This window comes from Elusimicrobiota bacterium (genome assembly GCA_016180815.1).
Taxonomy (GTDB): Bacteria; Elusimicrobiota; Elusimicrobia; order JACQPE01; family JACQPE01; genus JACPAN01.
The window spans coordinates 20,887-40,915 of sequence record JACPAN010000024.1; the positions used below are offsets into that span (position 1 = coordinate 20,887).

16 protein-coding genes and 1 tRNA gene are annotated in these 20,029 nt (G+C 55.4%); 10 read left to right on the forward strand and 7 right to left on the reverse strand.

The genetic code is table 11. The features are described 5' to 3' along the window. Complete coding sequence (locus tag HYT79_11430) at window positions 1-1,287, forward strand: DUF3943 domain-containing protein (GenBank protein ID MBI2071198.1); 1,287 nt, start codon at window positions 1-3, stop codon at window positions 1,285-1,287. Beyond that, on the forward strand, window positions 1,287-1,880 hold the full coding sequence (locus HYT79_11435) for a GNAT family N-acetyltransferase (GenBank protein ID MBI2071199.1): 594 nt from the start codon (window positions 1,287-1,289) through the stop codon (window positions 1,878-1,880). The genes HYT79_11430 and HYT79_11435 overlap by 1 nt, the downstream gene beginning before the upstream one ends. Here the strand turns inward: HYT79_11435 and HYT79_11440 are convergent. The 5 genes from HYT79_11440 to HYT79_11460 are packed head-to-tail and all read right to left on the reverse strand — an operon-like array spanning window position 1,858 to window position 10,785. Further along, window positions 1,858-3,306, reverse strand: a complete 1,449-nt coding sequence (locus HYT79_11440; GenBank protein ID MBI2071200.1) for an MFS transporter — start codon at window positions 3,304-3,306, stop codon at window positions 1,858-1,860. The two genes, HYT79_11435 and HYT79_11440, sit on opposite strands and share 23 nt — an antisense overlap. Continuing rightward, window positions 3,306-5,861: a glutamate synthase gene (locus HYT79_11445; GenBank protein MBI2071201.1), complete on the reverse strand. Its 2,556-nt coding sequence runs from the start codon at window positions 5,859-5,861 to the stop codon at window positions 3,306-3,308. Before HYT79_11445 ends, HYT79_11440 begins: the two co-directional genes overlap by 1 nt. After that, complete coding sequence (locus tag HYT79_11450; GenBank protein ID MBI2071202.1) at window positions 5,854-7,386, reverse strand: 4Fe-4S binding protein; 1,533 nt, start codon at window positions 7,384-7,386, stop codon at window positions 5,854-5,856. Before HYT79_11450 ends, HYT79_11445 begins: the two co-directional genes overlap by 8 nt. Beyond that, window positions 7,379-8,827, reverse strand: a complete 1,449-nt coding sequence (locus tag HYT79_11455) for a 4Fe-4S dicluster domain-containing protein (protein ID MBI2071203.1) — start codon at window positions 8,825-8,827, stop codon at window positions 7,379-7,381. Before HYT79_11455 ends, HYT79_11450 begins: the two co-directional genes overlap by 8 nt. Window positions 8,828-8,832: 5 nt before the next feature. Continuing rightward, window positions 8,833-10,785 carry an FAD-binding protein gene (locus HYT79_11460; protein ID MBI2071204.1) on the reverse strand — a complete coding sequence of 651 codons (1,953 nt, stop codon included), beginning with the start codon at window positions 10,783-10,785 and terminating at the stop codon, window positions 8,833-8,835. A gap of 185 nt (window positions 10,786-10,970) precedes the next feature. On the opposite strand from HYT79_11460, the gene HYT79_11465 reads away from it, so the two are divergent. After that, entirely contained in the window at window positions 10,971-11,753 is a 783-nt protein-coding gene (locus HYT79_11465) for a hypothetical protein (protein MBI2071205.1), read from the forward strand. 5 nt (window positions 11,754-11,758) lie between these two features. Here HYT79_11465 and HYT79_11470 read toward each other — a convergent pair whose 3' ends face one another. Next, window positions 11,759-12,088, reverse strand: a complete 330-nt coding sequence (locus tag HYT79_11470; GenBank protein MBI2071206.1) for a hypothetical protein — start codon at window positions 12,086-12,088, stop codon at window positions 11,759-11,761. Between the two features lie 122 nt (window positions 12,089-12,210). After that, on the reverse strand, window positions 12,211-13,005 hold the full coding sequence (locus tag HYT79_11475; protein ID MBI2071207.1) for a hypothetical protein: 795 nt from the start codon (window positions 13,003-13,005) through the stop codon (window positions 12,211-12,213). A 96-nt stretch (window positions 13,006-13,101) separates the two neighbouring features. Here HYT79_11475 and HYT79_11480 point away from each other — a divergent pair. The 7 genes from HYT79_11480 to HYT79_11510 all read left to right on the forward strand — a co-directional run. Beyond that, window positions 13,102-13,180: transfer RNA gene (locus tag HYT79_11480), tRNA-Asp, on the forward strand. Window positions 13,181-13,276: 96 nt separating this feature from the next. Continuing rightward, a complete protein-coding gene (locus HYT79_11485; protein ID MBI2071208.1) occupies window positions 13,277-14,296 on the forward strand; it encodes a Fic family protein in 1,020 nt (339 codons plus the stop codon). A 344-nt stretch (window positions 14,297-14,640) separates the two neighbouring features. Next, on the forward strand, window positions 14,641-16,383 hold the full coding sequence (locus HYT79_11490; GenBank protein MBI2071209.1) for a thiamine pyrophosphate-binding protein: 1,743 nt from the start codon (window positions 14,641-14,643) through the stop codon (window positions 16,381-16,383). Further along, complete coding sequence (locus HYT79_11495) at window positions 16,380-17,405, forward strand: methyltransferase domain-containing protein (protein MBI2071210.1); 1,026 nt, start codon at window positions 16,380-16,382, stop codon at window positions 17,403-17,405. Before HYT79_11490 ends, HYT79_11495 begins: the two co-directional genes overlap by 4 nt. Window positions 17,406-17,436: 31 nt before the next feature. Beyond that, window positions 17,437-18,900, forward strand: coding sequence for an ABC transporter substrate-binding protein (locus tag HYT79_11500; protein ID MBI2071211.1), 1,464 nt, complete (start codon window positions 17,437-17,439; stop codon window positions 18,898-18,900). A 1-nt stretch (window position 18,901) separates the two neighbouring features. Continuing rightward, window positions 18,902-19,246, forward strand: a complete 345-nt coding sequence (locus HYT79_11505; GenBank protein MBI2071212.1) for a cupin domain-containing protein — start codon at window positions 18,902-18,904, stop codon at window positions 19,244-19,246. Next, a partial coding sequence (locus tag HYT79_11510; GenBank protein ID MBI2071213.1) for an aminotransferase class I/II-fold pyridoxal phosphate-dependent enzyme occupies window positions 19,243-20,029 on the forward strand: 787 nt, incomplete at its 3' end. The genes HYT79_11505 and HYT79_11510, both read left to right, overlap by 4 nt.

A 20,029-nucleotide genomic window follows, 5' to 3' on the forward strand; every position in this document is an offset into this window, starting at 1 on the left:
GTGAGTCAGACAATATTAAGAGTACGCCTTTTTGCGCTTTTCGTTTTTGTTGGCCTGCCTGTTTTGGTTTTCGCCGATCAAGAGGCCGACGTAGCCGAAGCTCAAAAGCTTGGCCGGCGTTTTGGTGAAGACTCCTCTCCCTCCTGCATCTCAACCTTGTCCATGCGTTCGCCTGGGCATCGATGTTCGCCAAGGTCCTCTGCGCCGCTCCCCTTTGGGCTTGAGGAAAGGCTGGATGCGATTCTTCGCAGGCAACAACAGGCTCAAAGCGACAATGCGTCCGAGCATTTTTTAGAACATCCCCCAAGCATAAGAAGAGAAGATGGCGTCCAAGCCCGCAGCCGTTGGCAATCATTAAGAGAATCGGCGGCGGCTGAATTTTCCGTTAGCGCGGGTCCAAGAAGCATGGAAGGATTTTTACAGCTGCGCGTTGATTTGGGACACCTGAGGGAAGCGGCTCCTGACTTATGGCCTCATTTAAACGGCGATGGCTCTCTTTTGGTCGATATTGTGATTGCAGGCGCCATAGAGGGCGGCGCTATTTTCGCCGGCTATGGTTTGTCCGAATTAACGGGTATTGAACGCATGGGGCATGTGGCAAAAGGGTTTTTGGAGTTCACCAAAGACAACGGACCAGTGGGGATCGGACCCATTGCCTGGAAAGATCCTAATTACGGCGATCCTTGGGTGAATAATCTGGGGCATCCCGCGGTTTTTTTCTCTTTCGCCACATATTTCAAGAAGAGAGGGTACGGTTTTTGGGAGTCCTTGGCCGGAGCCACGGCCGCCAGCCTGATGTGGGAGTATGTTTGGGAAAACCAGGAAATTCCTAAATCCGCGCACGATTTATTCTTTATGAATTTTTTGGGCTCGTTGACCGGGGCTCATGACGATTTAGGCATGGCCTGGGGCGCCAGCCCGATCAATTTCACCGATAGCCGGGGCCATTACACGGAGTTTTATTGGAGGCCGAAGCATTCAGACCGGCGTTATTTTTTCCGCGTGGAGCCCAAAGGCGCGTGGTTTCGCTGGAGGGATGAGAATAATTTGCCGCCCGAGGAGCGCCCTTTGTTTGTGAACGATTATTCCTTGGGTTTGGCCGATGAAAAAAGAGGGATTACAGTATTCGCCACAGCGGTGATGAACGATGATCCGGTTCATTGGTCCGACATCGATTCTGCCGGGGATGCGTTTGAGGATATGCGCGCGGGCGTTTCTTTGGACGTCACTCGATTCATCCGCAATTACAGGTCCAAAAATAAATTACATAAGAAGGGAAAATTTTAATGCCCAAATCATCCTTGGCGCTTGAGTTTTTTCCGGCCACGCCCCAACGCTGGGAGGATATCGAACAATTGTTCGGGCCGCGCGGGGCGTGCGCAGGCTGCTGGTGCATGTGGTGGAAGAGGCCGCGTTCCGAATGGACAAAAAACAAGGGGGCGGGCAATAAAAAGGCTTTCCGAAAAATCGTCGGTGATGGCCGGGTTCCTGGGATTTTGGCCTATGCCGAGGGCCAACCCGTGGGCTGGTGTGCGGTGGAGCCCCGGGAAAAATACCCGGGCCTGGAGCGCGCGCGAACGCTTAAAAAAATCGACGATCAGCCGGTTTGGTCCGTGACCTGCTTTTTCGTGGCCAAAGAGTTTCGGCGCAAGGGCGTGGCCGTGGCGTTGTTGAAGGAAGCCCGCTCCTGGGCACGGTCCAAAGGCGCCCGTATTCTGGAGGGTTACCCGGTTGAAACTAAAACGGACCGGGCGCCCGACGCTTTTATGTGGACCGGCACGGCCGCGGCTTTCCGCAAGGCCGGTTTTCATGAAGCGCTGCGGCGATCAGCCTCCCGTCCGATCATGCGATTAAGCTTTACAAAGCGACCGGAGCCGTGACCGCTTCCCGTTTGGGCACTAAGGAGGGAAGTCCCCAGGCGCTTAATAGTCCGGCTAAGGCGATCAATGTGTCAACCAGAAAAACTTTGGACATGGCTTGCCGGGCCATGAGCTGGGTTTCTAAAAGAGGCGCTGCGCCGGCCACAAATCTGCTTTTATCCCAATAAAGAGCCAATAGCGTTCCCATCACCGCCACGCCCATTAAGCCGCCCAGATTTCTCAACAGCTGAAGGCTGGCCGTGCCTGCGCCCAAGTCCCGCCTGGGCAAGGCGCTTTGAAGGCCCAGCAGCATGGGCGCAAAGCAAATGCCCATGCCCGAACCCATGGCAAACATGCTGACTCGAAACGCGGTCACTGAAATGCCGTTGAGATGAGAGGCGAGGTAGGCGAAGGCAAGCGTCATGACCGCGATGCCCATGCGGCTGAGCGTGCGCAGGGAATAGCGCAGATAGGCGCGGGTGGCGAAGGCGGAGCTCGTGATCCAGCCGAACATCGAAACAGTGAGCGTGCGGCCGGCTCCGGCCACGGTTTCGCCCAAACCCGCTTGGCAAAACAAGGGCACATAGGCGAAGGAGCCGAACATGGCCATGCACATGAAAAAATTGCTGGCGCCGGCCCGGATGAAAATCGTGTTTTTCAGGATATGTTCGGCGACGAAGGGATGCCGGGTGGTCAATATGTGACGGCCGAATAAAACAAGAAACCCGAAGGCCGTCGCCGCAAGAATCAGCATGCCGGGCCAGCCCATGATGAGCCGCCCGTTTCTGTCCACGGCGATGGCGGCCAAGAGCGAAAAAATGGCCAGCGATAGAATCATCGAACCCTTGGTGTCGAAGGTTCTTTTCTCCAGCGCGTCGCCGTCGATATAGCCTCTCAAACCCGCGGACACCAACCCGAGCGCAACGAGCCCGGCCGGCAGATTGAGATAAAACACCCAATGCCAGGACAGGTGATGCGTGACCAGGGCGCCGACGGGCGGACCCATGACCGAGGCGATGGCCCAGACCATGGAAAGGTAAATCTGCATTTTGGCGCGTTTGACTTCGGTATGAATGGCGCCTAAGGTGGTCATGGCCACCGGGAAAATGGCGCCGGCGCCGATGCCTTGAATGAAGCGAAATGTAATCAATTCATAAACGTGCGTTGAAATGCCGCAGAGGGCGCTGCCGAAGAGGAAAATGGAGCAGCCGACCATGAAGCTTCGTTTCAAGCCCCAGATGTCGGCGAGTTTACCCCAAATCATGATGGTGGTGACCGTGGCCAAGGAATAAGCCGCGAACACGTAGTGAATCAATCCGATGCCGCCTAAAGCGCTGGTCGCGCTCGGCATGGCGGTCGCCACCGCTGTTGATTCGATGGCCGCCAGGAAAATGCCGAGGATGACTCCGGCGGAGGCCAGGGTTTTATCGCGCAGGCTTAACTCCATTAATCGTAACCTAAGGCCAGCGCGCGTGTTTTTGCGGGGACGATTTTGCGGTACATTTGATCGGGAGTCCGACTTTCGCCATTATGGCTTAAAAGCCGTTCGATTTTAATCCCGAAGAGCCGCTCGTTTTCTTCGAGCATGGGTTTGATCAGAGTCCAGTCCTTGCCATCGAATTTTTCAAAGCGGCCGCCGTTTAGTTGATCGTCGTCCAGCTTTTTTTCCGGATCACGCATAAAGATGGCGCCGCCGGCGGCCAGGGAGAACAGGTTGCCGCCGGGATAAGGCGACTCCAGGTCTTGTAAAGCTCCGGTTTCATCAATCCGCACGCCGTTGACCACGGCAAAACCGCCGTCTTGATGCGGATCGCCCGCCATGAAGGATTCGGCCAAATAATCCAGGCTGGTTCCGTTGATGATGACGCGCGGGCGCCCGACCGCATTAATCAACGGCCGCCCGGCCGTGTTGCCTAAGATGAAAATTCGCCCGCCTTTAGCTCCGTACATGAATGTCTGGCCGACGTCTCCATGCACGATCAATTCGCCGTTGTTCATGATTTGCGCCGTTTGATCCTGGGCATTGTTATGAACGATCAGGCGCGCGCCGTCCAAGCCCGAGGCCAGGTAATCGCCCGGGCTGCCGTAAATGTCCATTTGCACGCCCTGGGAACCGGCGCCCAGGCCGCAGCCAAGGAAGCGATGGCCGAGCGTCCGGTAAACAATGAATCGTTTCCAGCCCAAGCCATAGGCTTTGACCAGAGCGCCGGCCGTTGAACGCGGGCCTTCCATGGCAAAACCGGAAGCGTCGAGAACAAGAATGCCCGATGACAATGCGGGAGCGGAAAGCGCGATCCAATTTTCAGCATTAACGCGACAATAAGGTGTTTCATTGGGCTTGGAGGGAATCCGGTCCAGCAAGGATTCCAAAGCGCCGGTCGCCATTTCCAGGATGCGCGCGCGGCGCAAGCCCTGGGTATCGAAGCGGCGGTCGATCAAAAACGTGAGCGTTTCAATGGCCTGATCCCGGCGTTCAGGCGGCGAATTCTTGAGATTTTCGATGGAAGCGGGCAGGGCGTCCGGGTTCGCGGCCATCTGTTCCGGGCGCTCGCCCAACGGGCTTTTATGAGATTGCTTCGCTTCGCTCGCAATGACGGGGGAAGGGTTTGCAATGACGCAGGGAAAGTCTTTTAGCGGCGGCGGTTCAACCGCCCCGCCGAATTTATTGGCGCAGGTTAGTTCGATGCGGCCGCCGGCTTTTTTCAGGCGATAGATGAACGCTCCGCCGTCGCAATAGCTCGCGCCTCGCGCGTTCCAGTATAAATCCGCATAACGGCTGATCCGGGAATCTTCTTGATTCATGCTGGATAAAAAAGCATCAATGGCTTGTTTTTCACTCGCAATCGCGCCGATGGCCGGACGATCATCGGCCAAGGACAGGGCGAATACCTGCGGGCGAAGCATGGATGTGTCCGTGATGCCGATTAATTCCCCGGCGCGCTCATGTGGGTCGTTGCGGGCGATGATGAAAAACCAGGGGCCGTCCGGGGAGCCTTTTAAATGGGCGAGTTGAAGTTCACGATAAAGCTTTTGCTTATCCTGAGGCAGCATGATGAAATCGCGCTCCGTGGTCGGGGCCATGGCTTCGATGGTCCATTCCAGTGGGTAGCGGTAGACCCGGCGCCACAGATCGAAGAGAAGCACGGACACCTCGGTGTCCGTGAGAAAGAGGGGGTAAATTTTCCGCTGCCTTAAATACTTGGCGACTCGAATGTAATTGGCGAAATCGCCGTTATGCACCAGAGCCTCATGCATGCCGATGAACGGATGCGCTCCGCCCGGATGCCAGACCCGGCCCTTGGTCGGGTAGCGTTGATGGCCGATCCAAATATGCGCGCGGAAATCTTCCAGTTGATAGTAGCGGATGCAGTCTTCCGCGTAGCCGACCAGTTTTAAGACGAGAAGATTTTTGGCATGGGAAAGCACGAAGGCTTTTTTATCGCCCAAGCTGTGGTAATAGGTTTTATTCAAGCGATAGCTGGTTTGATAAACGAATTCGTCTTCCGCATGCTCGCGGCCCAAAGCCTCCAATTTATTGTCTTCGATGAAGCGATCCAGGACCGTTTTTTTAACCCGGATGAAATAATAATTGACCTCAGGGGGCTCCACGGACAATCCGGCAATGTCGCGGAAATTGGCCGCATGTTTCAAGCGCCCACGGCCGTGGATTTCATAATTCGGGGTAACGAACGCCTGCTCCACCTCGGCCTCGGCTTGAGGATCGAGGAACGCCAGAGCCAGCAGATAATTGTTTTCAAGAGTCGCCTGGTCCACGCCGAATTTTTCCGGCTCTGCGATCCATCCGGCGCAAATGCCGCCGCCTTTGGCATTGCCCCGGTTTTTCATTTTTTCCGTGGAGCAGAGGATATGGCGTCCGGCGATGGGCACGGCGCCGATCGCGCCTAAAACCCCGCAGCCGCCCTCATCTTCCGCTTTTCTTAACGGCGGCGGCGCGGATTGGAGCTTGGTCCGCGAATTGATCAATAGTTCGGGATCAAACATGGCCGTCCACGTAATACATCAGGTCGTAGCGGCCGCGCAGTTCCTGAATGCTTTTTAGGCCCAAGCGCCAAAGGATTTCTTTCAATTCAAGGGACATGGCCTGGTACAAATTGACGATGCGCTGCGCGCCCCATTCAGGGCTGATCTGCTGGGTGAATTCCGGGTCGGTGGAGGCGATGCCGTGCTGGCAGCCCCGGCCTTTTTCGCAATTGCCGCAGCGCGTGCAATTGACGGCCACGATATCGGTGGTGCCGATGACGCAGCCGTCCGCGCCCAAGGCCACGGCCTTGGCGATGTCCCAAGCCGTGCGCGCTCCGCCGGAGGCGATCAAGGTGATTTCATCGCGGATGCCTTCTTCTTGAAGGAAGCGGTGGACCTTGGGGACGGCGTATTCAATGGGCATGGCGATGTTTTTTTTGGCGATGTCGGGAGCGGCGCCGGTGCCGCCGTAGCTGCCGTCTAAATGCACGATATTGACCCCGCCGTAATAGCAGCCCACGGCCACCATGTCCACGTCCACAGGAGTGGAGACCTTTGCCGAGACCAGAATTTCTTCGGCTCCGTCTTTGGTTTTGATTTCTTGAGAAAGCGAGCGCACGGAATCCCCCATGGCGCGCATCCAATCTACGTGTTTTTTATGATCCTCGACCGAATACACGCTGTGAAAAGGAAAGGGGGAAAACAAGCTGGTATAAGGCACGGCTTCGCGCATGCGGGCCACATCCGGGGTATTTTTATCCGACAGCAGATGCCCGCCCAAACCGGGTTTGGCGCCCTGGGCGTATTTGATTTCCACCAAGCGCGCCCAACCCACGGTTTCCTCGCGCACGCCGAACATGCCGGTGGCGACCTGAGTGATGATATGGTCTTTCCAAGGGGTGAGTTCTTTAGGGTAGCCGCCTTCCCCGGTTGACGTGAACGTGTTCCATGCTTTAGCAGCCATGGCGCGCGCCATCATCACGTTTAGACTCACCGAACCGTAGGACATGCCGCCGCCGTACCAGGGAACATTAATGCGGATTTTGGGTCCGAAATTTCGTTTGTTTAAATCAAGGCCGATGGAAACGGCATCCAAATCAGTTGAGCTTGGTTTGCTTGACTTGGGCTTTTGAAAACGAAAGCGTAAACGGTCGAAGCCGCCGCCTGAGTTGCCGATGCGCCGTTCGTAAAGATGTTCAGGAGGCGCTTTTGCATGCTCGGCCATATGCCAGAGGGAAGCCAGTAAATCCGCCGGGTAGCGTTGATCACCCAAGAGATCGAATTCTTCATTGGGCATAATTTGAATCGCGTCATAAGGGCATTGCTTGACGCAGTAATTGACCGGATGAATCTGTTCGCATTTGGGACCGATGCAGGCCGAGCTTTGCGGAGCGGCCATGCGCAGGGTGGCCGGGTTTCTCCGGTGCACATCGTAAGGGCAAGCCAGTACGCATAAGCCGCAGTCGATGCAGGCATTAGTGTAGCCCACTTTCCATTTGGCGATTTTTCGCCAGGCGTGATGCGGCGCGGTTTTGGTCTCAACCATAGTTCGGATCATCCTGCTTGCGCATGGGCTTAAACAGCGCCTTGAATTCCTTCTCAAGCTCTTCGTTGAGCATCATGCGCCCGGTGTCTCCGGTCATGCGTTGGACGTCCCTCATGCCCATGGCGCCCAAAATTTCCAATAGCTGGTCCCTCCAGGAACCGGCCAGATTTTTGAGGCGTTGAACGGCGATATGCGGGGCCGGGAAAATCGCCGGTCCTTCGATCTCAATACCAGCGCCGTCGGTTTTAAAGCGAGTGACGCCCAAAGCGATTAAATAAGCGACGTCGATGGCGATGACATCCGCGCCGCAGAGAATGCTTTTCGCAAGATGTTCCGCGGCCGTCAAGCCGCCTGAAGCGACCAGCGTGACTTCGTCGCGCAGTCCGGCCTCGATTAGGGCCTCGTCTGCGGTGCGCAAGGCTTGAGTGAGGTGCAGGCCGTCCGTGGTTTTGGCTCTGGGAGATGCGGATAAATGAAAGATTTCAGCGCCCATTTCCGCCAATCGCACGATTTGGGGGATGGCTGCGTTTTCAAGAGCGATTTTAACCATCACCATGGTTTGGGGCCAAGTTGCTTTCGTTTTTTCCCAACAAGCCGGCCAATCATTCATTTTTTGCGCGCTCAGATCGATTTGGCAAATTTTGGGAGCCTCGGGGCCTTTCCAGGAGAGCGAGGAATTCTTGAAGCAGGCGACGGCATGCGGGCTCGATTTCTCCTGGGCATCATCTGCGTCGAGAAGAGCCAGCGTTTGGATATCCTCAGCCGCGCGCAGCAGGCTTTGGGAAAGATTTTTATCGCGGGCCGCGAACGCCGGCGGCTCATTGAAAACCAGCGGCAACCCTAATTCAACGGCGGCCGCGGCGTTTTGAGAACTTCCAGGAAGAATTTTTTTCGGTTTGCGGCCGATCATAACAGCGGTTGAGATGGATTCCCGGCCGTGGATGCCGTCTCTGGTCGGCCGCACGATTTCCGACATATCGGTCCAAATCCCGTCGAAGCCCTCGCCCGCGAAGGGCCCGCGATAACCGGCTCCGGAAACCGGGACGCGCCCGGTTTTCGATTCGAAAAGAACGGTTTCTATTGTTCCCGGGGTGTAGTAATCGTCGCCGTGGGTTTTATAGTCCGGATTGCTTGACAGCGACAAGGCGCCCACCGGGCATTCGTTGACGCAATGAAAACAGGTGGTGCAATTGGCGTTTTTGGGAGAAGCCATTTTGGGCATGTCGAACCAGCTCCATCCCTTGGTGGCGATACCGGCTTCCTGCTCGTGGACGCCTACGGCGCGGAAATTCGCGTTGCGTTCGTGCACATCATAAGGGCAGGCCGTTTGGCAAATGCCGCAATTGATGCAGATTTCCGAACGGTTGACCACGGTTTTAAAAATGAGGAGGTCCTCGAGCGGGGTGTTTTTGGTGTTGATGTGATAGCGGTGGTATTTCATGGCGGCTACAGCCCCGAAGCTCCCGCCGGCAGCGGGCGAGGCGCTTCCTTGACCACGGCGCCTTCTCTTAAGAGGCGGTGGTATTGCGGGCTTTTCTCCACGCTTTTGACGAAATCCCTGAGCTCTTCTTTGGGCTGGCCCCATTGCTTGACGACGGATTCTTCCAGCTTGTGCCAGGCCGGGACCAAATCGATTTCGCTTTGGCAGACCTTGGTGCAGCCCGCGCAGTGCATGCACATTTGAAGGCTTTTCGCGTCCAAGGGGGAAAATTGGAAACCTTCCGGCGCCGAGCCCGGAAGTTGTTGAGCGGCATAAAGCAGGAGCTTGCCCCGGGCCGTTGTTTTTTCATCGTTGGTGGCCAAGTAGGCCGGACAAACCGGCAGGCAGAACCCGCATTGCACGCATTCAAAGGCCGCGCGCAACACAGGGTCCCGGCGAATGGCCTGAAGCGTTTTTTCTTCGGGCCGGCGCAAAAGGGTTCCGGCGACTTGATCCAAAAGGGAGGCGGTTTTTACCAGCAATGTCATGCCCAGAGGCGCCAGCCGGGTCAACGCGGCCCAGAATAATCGCCGGGCAAGGGGCAGGCCCGCTCCCCAATGAAAAAATTTGCCGGGATTGAACAGCCCTTTGGGATCGAATTCGGCTTTCACTCTTTTGAGGCGTTCGATTTCGGCTGCGGAAAATTTTTTCGCCAGAAAAGGGGTTTTGTAAATGCCGATGGGGTACATGCGCCCGCCGGCGCGAAACGCCTCCAGGTCGAATTCGATCGCCGCGGCGATATTGCCAAAGGGACGTTCGCTGTTTCGGGGCACCCCGTAGTAGGCCAGAAAAAGGCAAGACGGTTGAACCTTGCCTTTGATGATATGCGCTTCCATGGCCAAACCCGTCAACGCTCGCCTGGACGCGATGGCTCTTAATCCTTGAGCATAGAGGGCCGCGGCGTCAAGACCCACGACAACCTCATTGCCCAGATAAAAATTTTCCGCGCCTTTGCCTTTCATCGGATAAAAACGTTCGAACCAGATAAAACTCGCGGCCGAGCGTTCCTTGAGGGACGCCGGCCGGCTTCTGAGCCCGAGTTTCTCGAGAAAATTTTCGTAACGCCGCGCCTCATCGGCGTTTTCGAAAAGCGTAAAAACGGAATCCTTGCGATCAAAATGAGGCTCTTGAAGAGGGGCTCCTTTGGCGGCCATTTTTGAGGAAAGCCCGTGCTCCAAATGCTCCATTTTTTCTTTGGAGAGATAAGTCAGGTCGACGATGGAGAAATCCGATTTGGCCAGTTTGTCGATAAAGGACATGGCTTCTTCTGTGCCGGGAAAATTCGTCAGCACCGGGAAAACTCCTTGAGGCTTCGGCCGCACGTTGAGCTTGACGGCGTAAAGCAGGCCGATTTGTCCTTCGCAGGCGATAAAGGCCTCAAAGGCGTCGTCCCCGGGATGAACGGTGTGTTTGCGACCTTGAGCATCGAGAATTTCCAATTCCAGGATTTGGTCCTTGATATGGCCGAAACGCCAGGCGCAAAGCCCGTAACCGCCGGTGGCGATCCAACCTCCGACCGTGGTGTAGTAACTGGAGGGGTAGCTGCCGATCGCCAGCCCCTCTTCTTTAAGATAGTGCTCCAAGTCCGACCAGCGCACCCCTGTTTCCACGCGCACCCAGAGTTCCCGGGCATTGACTTCAAGAATGCGGTTTAAAAAAGACAGATCCAAAACCAAAGCCTTGGTTCGCGGGAGGGTTTGCCCGAAGCCCGAAGAGCCGGAGCCTCTGGGAATGACGGGGATATTGCGCTCGGTGGCCCAGGATAATGCGCGGGCGAGCTCGTCGATATTTTTGATCGAGGCTTTGGCCAAGGGTTCCCGGACAAAAGACGCCTTCAATACCTTGGGCACTTGGCCTTGATCCAAGCCGGCCAAGTAAAGATCACCCGGATCCGAAGAAATCGTTCCGATGGAAGACAAGCTAGGCTCCCTCCGCGCGCATAGGATAATTCTATCCAATTGCTCGCCCTCCCTAAAAAAACTTTAGGCTCAGGTGGGCATAGGACTTGTGGACCGTATTTTTTGCGCCTAAGGACCCACGCGCGTCTAGGACCGACATACCATAATAAAGGCGGGTATTTCGGATGTCAACAAAGGAGATTCAAATGAGGAAAATTTTATTCGTCTTGTTGTTCGCTGCAGCCTCGCCGTTGGCCGCGGAGCCCACCGTCGATCGCCGTGAACTCAACGGTCAGGAAATTTGGGAAATGACCTCCGAGATATTCGACGGCCGGCGCATGCTCCCGGTTCAGGTTGTTCACCCGGTCAAGCCCCAAGTCAACAATGGTTTGGAATTGGAGCGAACTTATCGCATTCGAACGGGCGTATCGGTAAGGCCGGGTTCCAATTGTCCGGACGCGGGCATGTGCCTTTACTTCGGGCGCAGGCTCGTCACCCGCGAAGAGTGGCTTGAAATCAGGCGTTACGCGGTGCGGGATCGAGGCGCTTATATCGACGCCAAAGCAAAGGGCGGCATGTTGGCCGGCCTTGGCATCGGCGGCGGCTTGGGTTTAGCAGGTGGAATTTTGGCGGCGGCGTTGACCGGCGGTTTATTGGCTTGGATTTTAATGCCGGTTCTTTTCAGCATCGGCGCCGGCGCTTTAGGCGTGGCTGTCGGGCATCATGTCGAGGCGACGAAGGCCCGGTCCCGCCTGACCGAAGCCGATGGTTCTGCGATGACGACGCTTTACGATATCCGGATGAGGGAGGAGACGCAAAATCCGGAATACATTTCCCCTGCGGAACAAATCGAGGCCCTTGAGCTGCTCAGAACTTTAAGCAACGCGGCGGCAGAACCGGCGCCCGAGCAGCCGAATCCGAACCCGGTTGAAGAGCCCGGCGAAGACCAGCCCCGGCTATTGCCGGTGCCGGAAATAACGAATCCCTGAAGTCTTTATTCCGAGTCCGTTCTGCGGATTCTTGATTCCAGGTGTGAAACTCTTGACTGAAGGCTGCGCACGTCCATTTGCAGCCAGGAAAGATCGCGGTCTATTTCTCTGGTTAGGCGTTCGAGTCTGCCGACTCTGGTTTCCAGGTCCGGCTGGGTGTCGCCCGTAGTTGATGTGACCGCGTCCCCGAATTGCTGATTCAGGCGCACGGCGCGCTGCTCCAACTGATTCACCTGCGCCCGAAGATCAGGGCTCTTTAGCGCGCTCCCGATGATAATGCCCAGGGCCATTGCCCCGGCCGCGTAAGCGATACTCTTCCTTCCCGTTTGATCCATGGTCCGTTCCTCCCTTTATACGAGGATGTAGGTTGTAGGGTGTGCCATGTAGTCCGAAGAAAGTGGTCCATCTTTTTCCGGCTACAACCTGCTACCTTCATCCTTCAAGGGATTGCGGACCCTTAATAATCGTCTTCTTCGTAATCCGCGTCCGTTGAACGGGCCGCTTTTTCTCCGTAGAGCATTTTACTCTGGGCGTCTTTAAACGCGTCCCGAATTTCCTGCTGATGCTCTTTGCCGATGTCGGCGAGTTCAGCGGCCAGCTCTTTGCAAAGCTTCTGGGAATTCTTTTTAGCCTCTTTTAACTGTTTATTCAAGCGGTCCAATTGTTTTTTATGCCGGCCGAGTTCTTTTTTCTTCGCGCGATCGTCCTCCGCGGCATCGATTTCTTTTTTGGTGTCGTTGATTTCTTTTTGAATGGAGGTTTCCTGTTCGACCAAAGCTTTTAGGCGGCCGTTGGCTTTGGCCACGTATTTTTTCATTGCTTCCGTTTTTTTGGCGTAAAGCGCGACCAAGCCGTCCGCATAAACAACGCAGCCTTGGCCGGTCGCGGCGGCGGGAGCTTTCACTGAAGCGGGCTTTACAGGTTCCGGCGCGGCTTGAGCCGGTTTCGGCTCGGTTTCGGATGCCGCAGGAGTTGGCGCTTTGGCTTCGCCGGATGCGGCCTCAGCCTTCGCGGGTTCCGCCTTGACTTCAGGCGCCGGAGCCGCTTTCTGCTGAGGCGCGGATTCGGGAGCCTTTTCTTTCGCTTCAGCCGATTTCTTGGGCGCCTCTTGGACTTCTTCGGCCTCCTCGATCAACTCTTCTTCCAATTCATTGTCTTCCTGGGCTAGAACCGCCTGTTGATGAAGCGGCAATAACACCGGGATCAAAGCCACGGCAAAAATTTTTGCGGCGAATGTTCCGGGGGTCTTCATGAAAAGCCTCCTTTTGAATTTCACGCTGCGGCCATTCTACTCTTTTCTTTGGGTCTGCGGTTTATCATAATAGTGGCCTTCGAACCTGTTTTTCCTGGGGACGTGGTGTAGCCTGGTTTAACACGCTGCCCTGTCAAGGCAGAGACCGCGGGTTCAAATCCCGTCGTCCCCGCCAGTTTGTCTGATAACAAGAAAAGCCCTCCACCCTTGGAGGGCTTTTCTTTGCCCCGATTGACTTTACGAATCACTTTACTTATACTTTACTTACGATATGGCCTATGTTCCAGCCTTCCAAACGACTCCCCACCTGCTCAAGGTTCTAGAGGAAATCAGCGCTCTCAACGTCCGGATTCAAAGCGCTACCGTGGGAATCACTTGGGTTCCTTCCCTCCAGAAAGACGCGGCGGCCCGGCAGGTCCACGGGTCCACAGCTATCGAGGGCAATCCGCTGACCCTGGCTGAGGTCAAGATCCTGGCCGAAGGAGGAGCGCTTCCTAATGCCAAGCCACAAGCAATCCAAGAGGTCTTAAACTACTTCGTCGCGCTGCGCTTCATCGAGAAGAACGCCGACACCAAGGAAATCGGCGTCAGAGACGTGCTGAAGCTTCATTCGATCATCGGGCAGAAGGGCGTTTTGGACCGCGAACCTATAGGACTGTTCAGGCCTTATCAGGTGCGAGTCGGTAATCATCTTCCTCCTAAAGCTGGCGAGGTCCCCGGCCTTATGAGCCAGCTTCTGGAATGGCTCAATGGGGCCGGACGGGCCTGGCCCGCGGTCGTCAGTTCCGCCATCCTCCACTATCAGTTCGAGTTCATTCACCCTTTCGGGGACGGCAACGGACGCGTGGGCCGCGCCCTGGCCGCGTGGCAGCTCTACCGGCGGAAGCTCGACACCAGCCATATCTTCGCGGTCGATGAGGTTCTGCTGGAAGACCGCCAGGGTTACTACCGGGCCCTGAACCGCGCCCAGACACAAGGCAATGATCTGACAGGCTGGGTGGAATACATCGCCGAGGCCATCAATGAGGCCCTGGAGCGGGCTTGGAAGCGCATCGAGTCGGTCAACATCTCGACCCTCGGCCTACAGCTCACGTTGACCCCGAAGCAGGAAAAGCTGCTGTCTCTGCTGAGGGAGAGCCCTTTGGGAATTCATGAAATCCAGAAAGCTCTCGGTGTGACAAAGCCGGGCGCCCATCACATTATCAAACCTCTATTGGCGGCCGGCCTCCTGAAGCGGGTAGGCGGGCACAAGACCGGCAAGTATCAGTTCGCCGCGGGAAAGCGAAAGTAGCTTATCCCGCCCAAACGAAGGCGGCCCGGAAAGTTCTATCTTTCATGTAGACTGGGCCGCCAGCTCTGCTACCATTTCCCTGCTCAATCGCGCTTGATTGAGTTTCATAACCCTCCCTGGTCTTTAATTTGGCAAAGAATTTTAGGACTTGGGGAGGGCTGATTTTTTATAGGCGGGACCAGGCCTGGGCCTCCGCCTGCGCGGGCGTGACGGGGAAAGAAATTTTTCCCTAATGTTCAGAGGCCATTAACACTTGTCAATTAAATAATAAATGACTTATTATGATATGATTACTTAGTAAAAAGTGATAACATTAAAAGAATGAAATCCTACAATAACTAAAAGTGGGGACAACATCATTGTTGGAAATGATCTCGGCGCCTGAAGCCGTTAAGACGACCGGGGCCCATCTTCTTTTGGAATATTTGGAGCAAGAGGGTGTGCGGTATATCTTCGGCATTCCGGGCGGCCCAAATGCGCCCCTTTATAAGGCGCTCAGCGAGCGCGGCAACATCAAGCCGATCCTGACCAAGCATGAAGAGGGCGCCGCCTTTATGGCCGACGCCTATGCCCGCGCCTCCGGCAAGATCGGGGTTTGCTGCACAACGACAGGACCGGGAGCCACCAACGCGCTGACCGGCGTTGCCGTGGCTTACGCCGATCATATCCCGCTGCTTTTATTGACGGCCCAGGTTCCCACCCATCAATTCGGGAAAGGCGCTTTTCAGGAAAGCAGCCAGGAAACCATCGACATCGTCGGGCTCTACAAATCCGTCACGAAATGGAGTTCCATGGTTTATCATCCGGAACGAATAGGGGCCGCGATCCGAACCGCCCTTCGGGTGATGCAAAGCGGCCGTCCGGGTCCGGTTCATCTCAATATCCCGCTGAATTTCATGACTCAGCCGGTTGCGCGCGAGTTGATCCCGGCGAATGAGTTTAAGTTTCAGCCGCAATTATTCGACCGTCAATCGGTTAATCAAGGAGCGCGTTTGCTCTTGGGCGCCCGGCGTCCCGTCATCGTGGCGGGCCATGGGGTCAATTTAGCCAAGGCCGCGGCGCCGTTAAGACGGTTGGCCGAACGGCTTCAAATCCCCGTGGCCACCACGTTTAAAGCCAAGGGCGTTTTTCCGGAAGATCACCCGTTGTCGTTGGGGGTTTTCGGGTACTCGGGCAACCCATCGGCTCAGGAGTATGTCTTGAGCCAGGGAACGGACACGGTTTTAATCATCGGCACGTCCTTGGGGGAGGTTTCAACGTGCGGTTGGGATCGTCGTTTTTCTCAAAAGCTGAATTTTTTGCAGATCGACATCGACCACGCCGAGGTGGGGAGAAATTACCCCGTGGACGTCGCGATGATCGGCGATGCGGGCGCGGTGCTCATCGAGCTTCTTTATGCGATCGAGCGCGAGCTCAAGTTCAATCCCCCTTCATTAGGACGGCCGGCTTACACGCCGTCGCGTCCGGCCGCGGAACCCGTTTTCGATCCCGGCGGTCCGTTGAAGCCTCAGGCGGTATTGCGGGAATTGCGTTGCGCGATCCCCAGGGATTGCCTTGTTTTCGTCGATAACGGCAGCATCAGAACATGGGTCGCCCAGCATTTTCCCGTGTATCAGGATCAGTCGTTTTTCGTGAATATGGGGATGGCGTCCATGGGTTTTGCCGTGGCCGGCAGCATCGCAGGCAAGCTGGCGCATCCCGGCCGGGCCGTTGTCGCTATCGTGGGGGATGCGGCTTTCGCCATGAACGGCATGGAGGTTCACACGGCGGTGGAATACGGCGTTGCGGTCATCTGGGTGGTGATCAATAACGGCGGGCACGCCATGATTTATCACGGAGAGAAGACGCTTTACGGCGAGAGCTGCAGCAATCCGGTTTTCAGCCGTCCCATCGATGCGGCGGCCATGGCTGAGGCCATGGGCGCCGTGGGTTGGCGCGTCCGGCAACCGGGCGAACTCGCTCAAGCCGTCGATGAAGCCATACGGCAAGGGAAACCCGCCGTTGTTGATGTGCTGACGGATTTTTGGGAACCCCCTGCGCTCGGCGGGCGGGCGAAAACCATCAACCAAGAATTAACCGCTACTTGAATATGCCGGCGGATCTTCAGTTTTTTTCAGACCTCAACAGCCTTCAGGCGATTGCCATCGGCTATCGAAGCTCCAAGCCGCTCTTGGTGGCGCTGCATTACGATCTTTTTTCCCGGATCGCAGGAGGGTTGGATTCCTCGCGGCGATTAAGCCGCAAGCTCGGCCTTGATTTAAGAGCGCTTGAGATTTTGCTCAATGCGCTGGCGACGCTCGGATTCCTCCATAAGCGCAACGGGCGCTACGTCAACGCAACATCAGCCAAAAAATTTCTTGTCGCCGGCAGTCCGAATTATATGGGCAACATCCTCAAATATCAGGAGCTGACTTGGGACGCATGGTCTGATCTGCGGTTTGTTTTAAAGAAAGGGCAGCCCCGGCGCATGCTTCTTGATTGGATTCGCAAGAGATCGTTCACCAAAGACTATATTCGAGCCATGGGAGACGTCGCCCGCGTGCCTGCGCGCGAATTGGCCGCGCGGCTTGATTGGGCCGGCGTCGGCCGCACGCTGGATGTCGGTTGCGGAGCCGGCACATTTTCCGCGGCCTTTGTCGAGCGGAATCCCCGCGTGCGGGGCGTTTTGCTTGATTTGCCCGTGACTTTGCGCGTCACCAAAGAGCTGCTTAAGGAACACCCGCAGTTGGGTCGCCTGAGCTTTCGGGAGGCCGATTTCCTCGCCGACAGCTTCGGCTGCGAGGAGTTTGATTTGATCCTGATCTCCAACGTCACGCACGTGGAAAACGAGGCTAATAATAGACGGTTGGTTCAAAAGGCTTACCGCGCGCTTAAGCCTCAAGGCAGGCTCGTCATTCATGACTTTGTGATCGGCCCGGACCGGACAGTGCCGAGGTTTTCGGCGCTGCTTGCTCTTCATTTGCTTCTTTTTACGGGCAAAGGTTCGGTTTACACCTTGGATGAGTACCGATCCTGGATGAACAACGCCGGATTTAATAGGATCAGCGATATTTCCATTGCCAAAAACAGTCTGCATCCATCGGTTGCCATTGTTGGACAGAAATCATAGATCCCTCAGAGCCCTTATTTTCTTTTTATTATTGGCGCAGTCGGCCGGCCTGCCGCTTTGGGCAAGAGTATTGCGCGTCTGCGAAGACGTCGTCGACGACGCCATAACGCTTGATCCGCGAAAAGAATTCTCCGAGAAGAACCATACCATCATCCAGCAGATGTTCGAGGGTTTGGTGCGGCTGGATACCGATGGAAAAATCGAACCGGCGTTGGCCACAAGTTGGCGTTGGGTCGATGAACGAAGCCTGGAATTCACGCTGCGGGAGGGCGTGCGTTTCCACAACGGGGAAATTTTCGACGCGCAGGCCGTCAAATTCAGCATCGAACAGTTTGTTGATCCCAAGGTCGGTTACCCGGGGGCCGGCTTCCTCGGTTCCGTCGAGAAAGTCGTCGTTCTTGATGCCCGCCATGTCGTCCTGAAAACGAAATTCGTGGACGGCATTCTTCCGCACCGTCTCGCCGCTTTAATTACGATCATGCCTCCTCGATATATCGCAGAGCACGGAGATCAATATTTTGCCGGGCATCCCGTCGGAACCGGCCCCTTTAAGTTCGTTCAGTGGGAAAAAAACAAAGAAATTGTCCTGGCGGCCAATACGGATTATTGGCTTAAAGGTTATCCAAAATTTACGGGGCTTGTTTTTAAGTTCATTCCCGGCGATGAACAAATCAATCAATTATTAAAAGGCGAAATTGATTTGGTTACGGAAGTGCCGGGCACGGCAACGCTTGAAGTGATGAAAAGCCCCATCGTCAGGATCGTTAAGAAGGAGGGTTTTTATACGGTTGCCTCAAGTTTAAACTCCAAAACCGGTCCTTTGTCCGATCGCAGGGTGCGCCAAGCGCTCAACTATGCCGTCGATAAGAAGGACCTGATACGCTACGATTTACTGGGAAACGGCAAATCGCTCGCCACCATGACCATGCCCGGCGAGATCGGGCACAACCCCGGCTTAAAACCCTATCCTTACAATCCCAAAAAAGCTCGCCGGTTGTTGACGGATGCGGGTTATCCCGACGGTTTCCGCGTCAAGGCCCTTGTCAAGGTCAATGCGATGAGAACCATGCAAATCATCGCCAAGCAACTGGCTCGAGTCAATATTCATGTTGATATCCATCCCACCACGGATGCCGTGGCCGTGTCTGATATGCAAAAGGAATCTTGGGATTGGGTGTATGCCGGCTGCCCCGATCCGATGAGCCATTCGTTCTTCATTCACTTTATCTTTTTGTCTTCTTTGTCTCCTTTCAGCGTCAACAAGGACGCCAAGTATGACGAGCTTTTAACCAAGATGGTGGGAGCTCTCGATGAAAACGAGCAGCACAAAATAGGGATGGAACTGGATCAATATGTCCATGAGCAGGCCTTAAGCCTGTTTACCTACCAGAGGATCAAAATTTACGGCATCAGGAGGGATATCCATTTTATTCCTCCGGTTACAGGCGTACCCTATTACGTCTTCAGTCATCCTAGGGAAACGCGCGAGGAGTAGCTTGAAAAAAAAACCGGCGCCAAGGCGTTTTGGAGCGTTGACGGTGTTTCCGTTGATCCCCGCCGCCGTCCGAACTTTTTCAGCGCTGCGCCTGACCATGAAGCCCGGAGCTCAAACGCCTTCCATTTACCACAGAAAAACCAATGAATTTTTTTTCATTCTGCGAGGCAGCGCAAAAGCCAGGATTAACGGCCGGTCGGTGCGCTTTAAGAAAGGGGATTTTGCCTTCCTGCCCGCCAAAACACGTCATCAATTCGAGGCTGGGCCGGCCGGGGTGGAAGTGCTCGATATTTTCATCCCGCGATTAGATTTAGATAACCCGGACATCCGCACGGTCGAACAATGAAACTCGCCATCGGCAACGTGGAAAGCTATGCTCCGGGAACATCGATCGCTCAATTAAAAAGCGAACGCCGCGATCTTGCGGGGCGCAGGATCATCAAGCTCGCCTCCAATGAAAATCCCCTAGGGCCTTCCCCTAAGGCGGTCGCGGCTATTCGCCGGGGAGCGCGAGAAATTCACCGTTATCCCGAGGCAACCAGCCCGTCGCTGAGGGAGGCTCTTGCCTCGCATTCGGGAAGTTCGGCGGATGAAATTTTAGTCACCTCCGGCATCGATGAAGCCTTGCGTTTGATTGCGGAGACCCTGTTGGGGCCCGATGATTGCTGCGTGCTCAGCCAATACGCCTTTTCTCGATATCGCCAGCACGCGCAGCTCATGGGAGCCAACGTGATCGAGGTTCCCGTTCAAGATTTTCACGTTGATTTAAAACAGATGGCGCAGGAGGCTTTGGATCGGCGGGCCAAGGTTCTTTTTATCGCCAATCCCAACAACCCCACCAGCACGTTCAATACGGATCAAGAGTTAAGGGTTTTATTCGAACGATTGGGTCCCGATGGGCCCGCGGTTGTTCTGGATGAGGCTTACGGAGAGTTTGCCCGGGATTTGTATCCGGAGCTTTACCCTCGCAGCATGCTTTTTTATTTTAAGCTCTACCCCAGGCTCATCGTGTTGAGAACTTTATCCAAGATCATGGGGCTTGCCGGGATGCGCATCGGTTACTGCGCGGCGGACAAAGAATTGATCGCCCGCATGAACAAGATCAAGTTGGTTTTTAACGTCACGATAC

Excerpts from the sequence above, each read along its gene's own strand:
- HYT79_11435 (MBI2071199.1), top strand. The coding sequence starts at position 1,287 with ATGCCCAAATCATCCTTGGCGCTTGAGTTTTTTCCGGCCACGCCCCAA.
- HYT79_11470 (MBI2071206.1), bottom strand. The coding sequence starts at position 12,088 with ATGGATCAAACGGGAAGGAAGAGTATCGCTTACGCGGCCGGGGCAATG.
- HYT79_11445 (MBI2071201.1), bottom strand. The coding sequence starts at position 5,861 with ATGTTTGATCCCGAACTATTGATCAATTCGCGGACCAAGCTCCAATCC.
- HYT79_11450 (MBI2071202.1), bottom strand. The coding sequence starts at position 7,386 with ATGGTTGAGACCAAAACCGCGCCGCATCACGCCTGGCGAAAAATCGCC.
- HYT79_11475 (MBI2071207.1), bottom strand. The coding sequence starts at position 13,005 with ATGAAGACCCCCGGAACATTCGCCGCAAAAATTTTTGCCGTGGCTTTG.
- HYT79_11455 (MBI2071203.1), bottom strand. The coding sequence starts at position 8,827 with ATGAAATACCACCGCTATCACATCAACACCAAAAACACCCCGCTCGAG.
- HYT79_11440 (MBI2071200.1), bottom strand. The coding sequence starts at position 3,306 with ATGGAGTTAAGCCTGCGCGATAAAACCCTGGCCTCCGCCGGAGTCATC.
- HYT79_11485 (MBI2071208.1), top strand. The coding sequence starts at position 13,277 with ATGGCCTATGTTCCAGCCTTCCAAACGACTCCCCACCTGCTCAAGGTT.
- HYT79_11465 (MBI2071205.1), top strand. The coding sequence starts at position 10,971 with ATGAGGAAAATTTTATTCGTCTTGTTGTTCGCTGCAGCCTCGCCGTTG.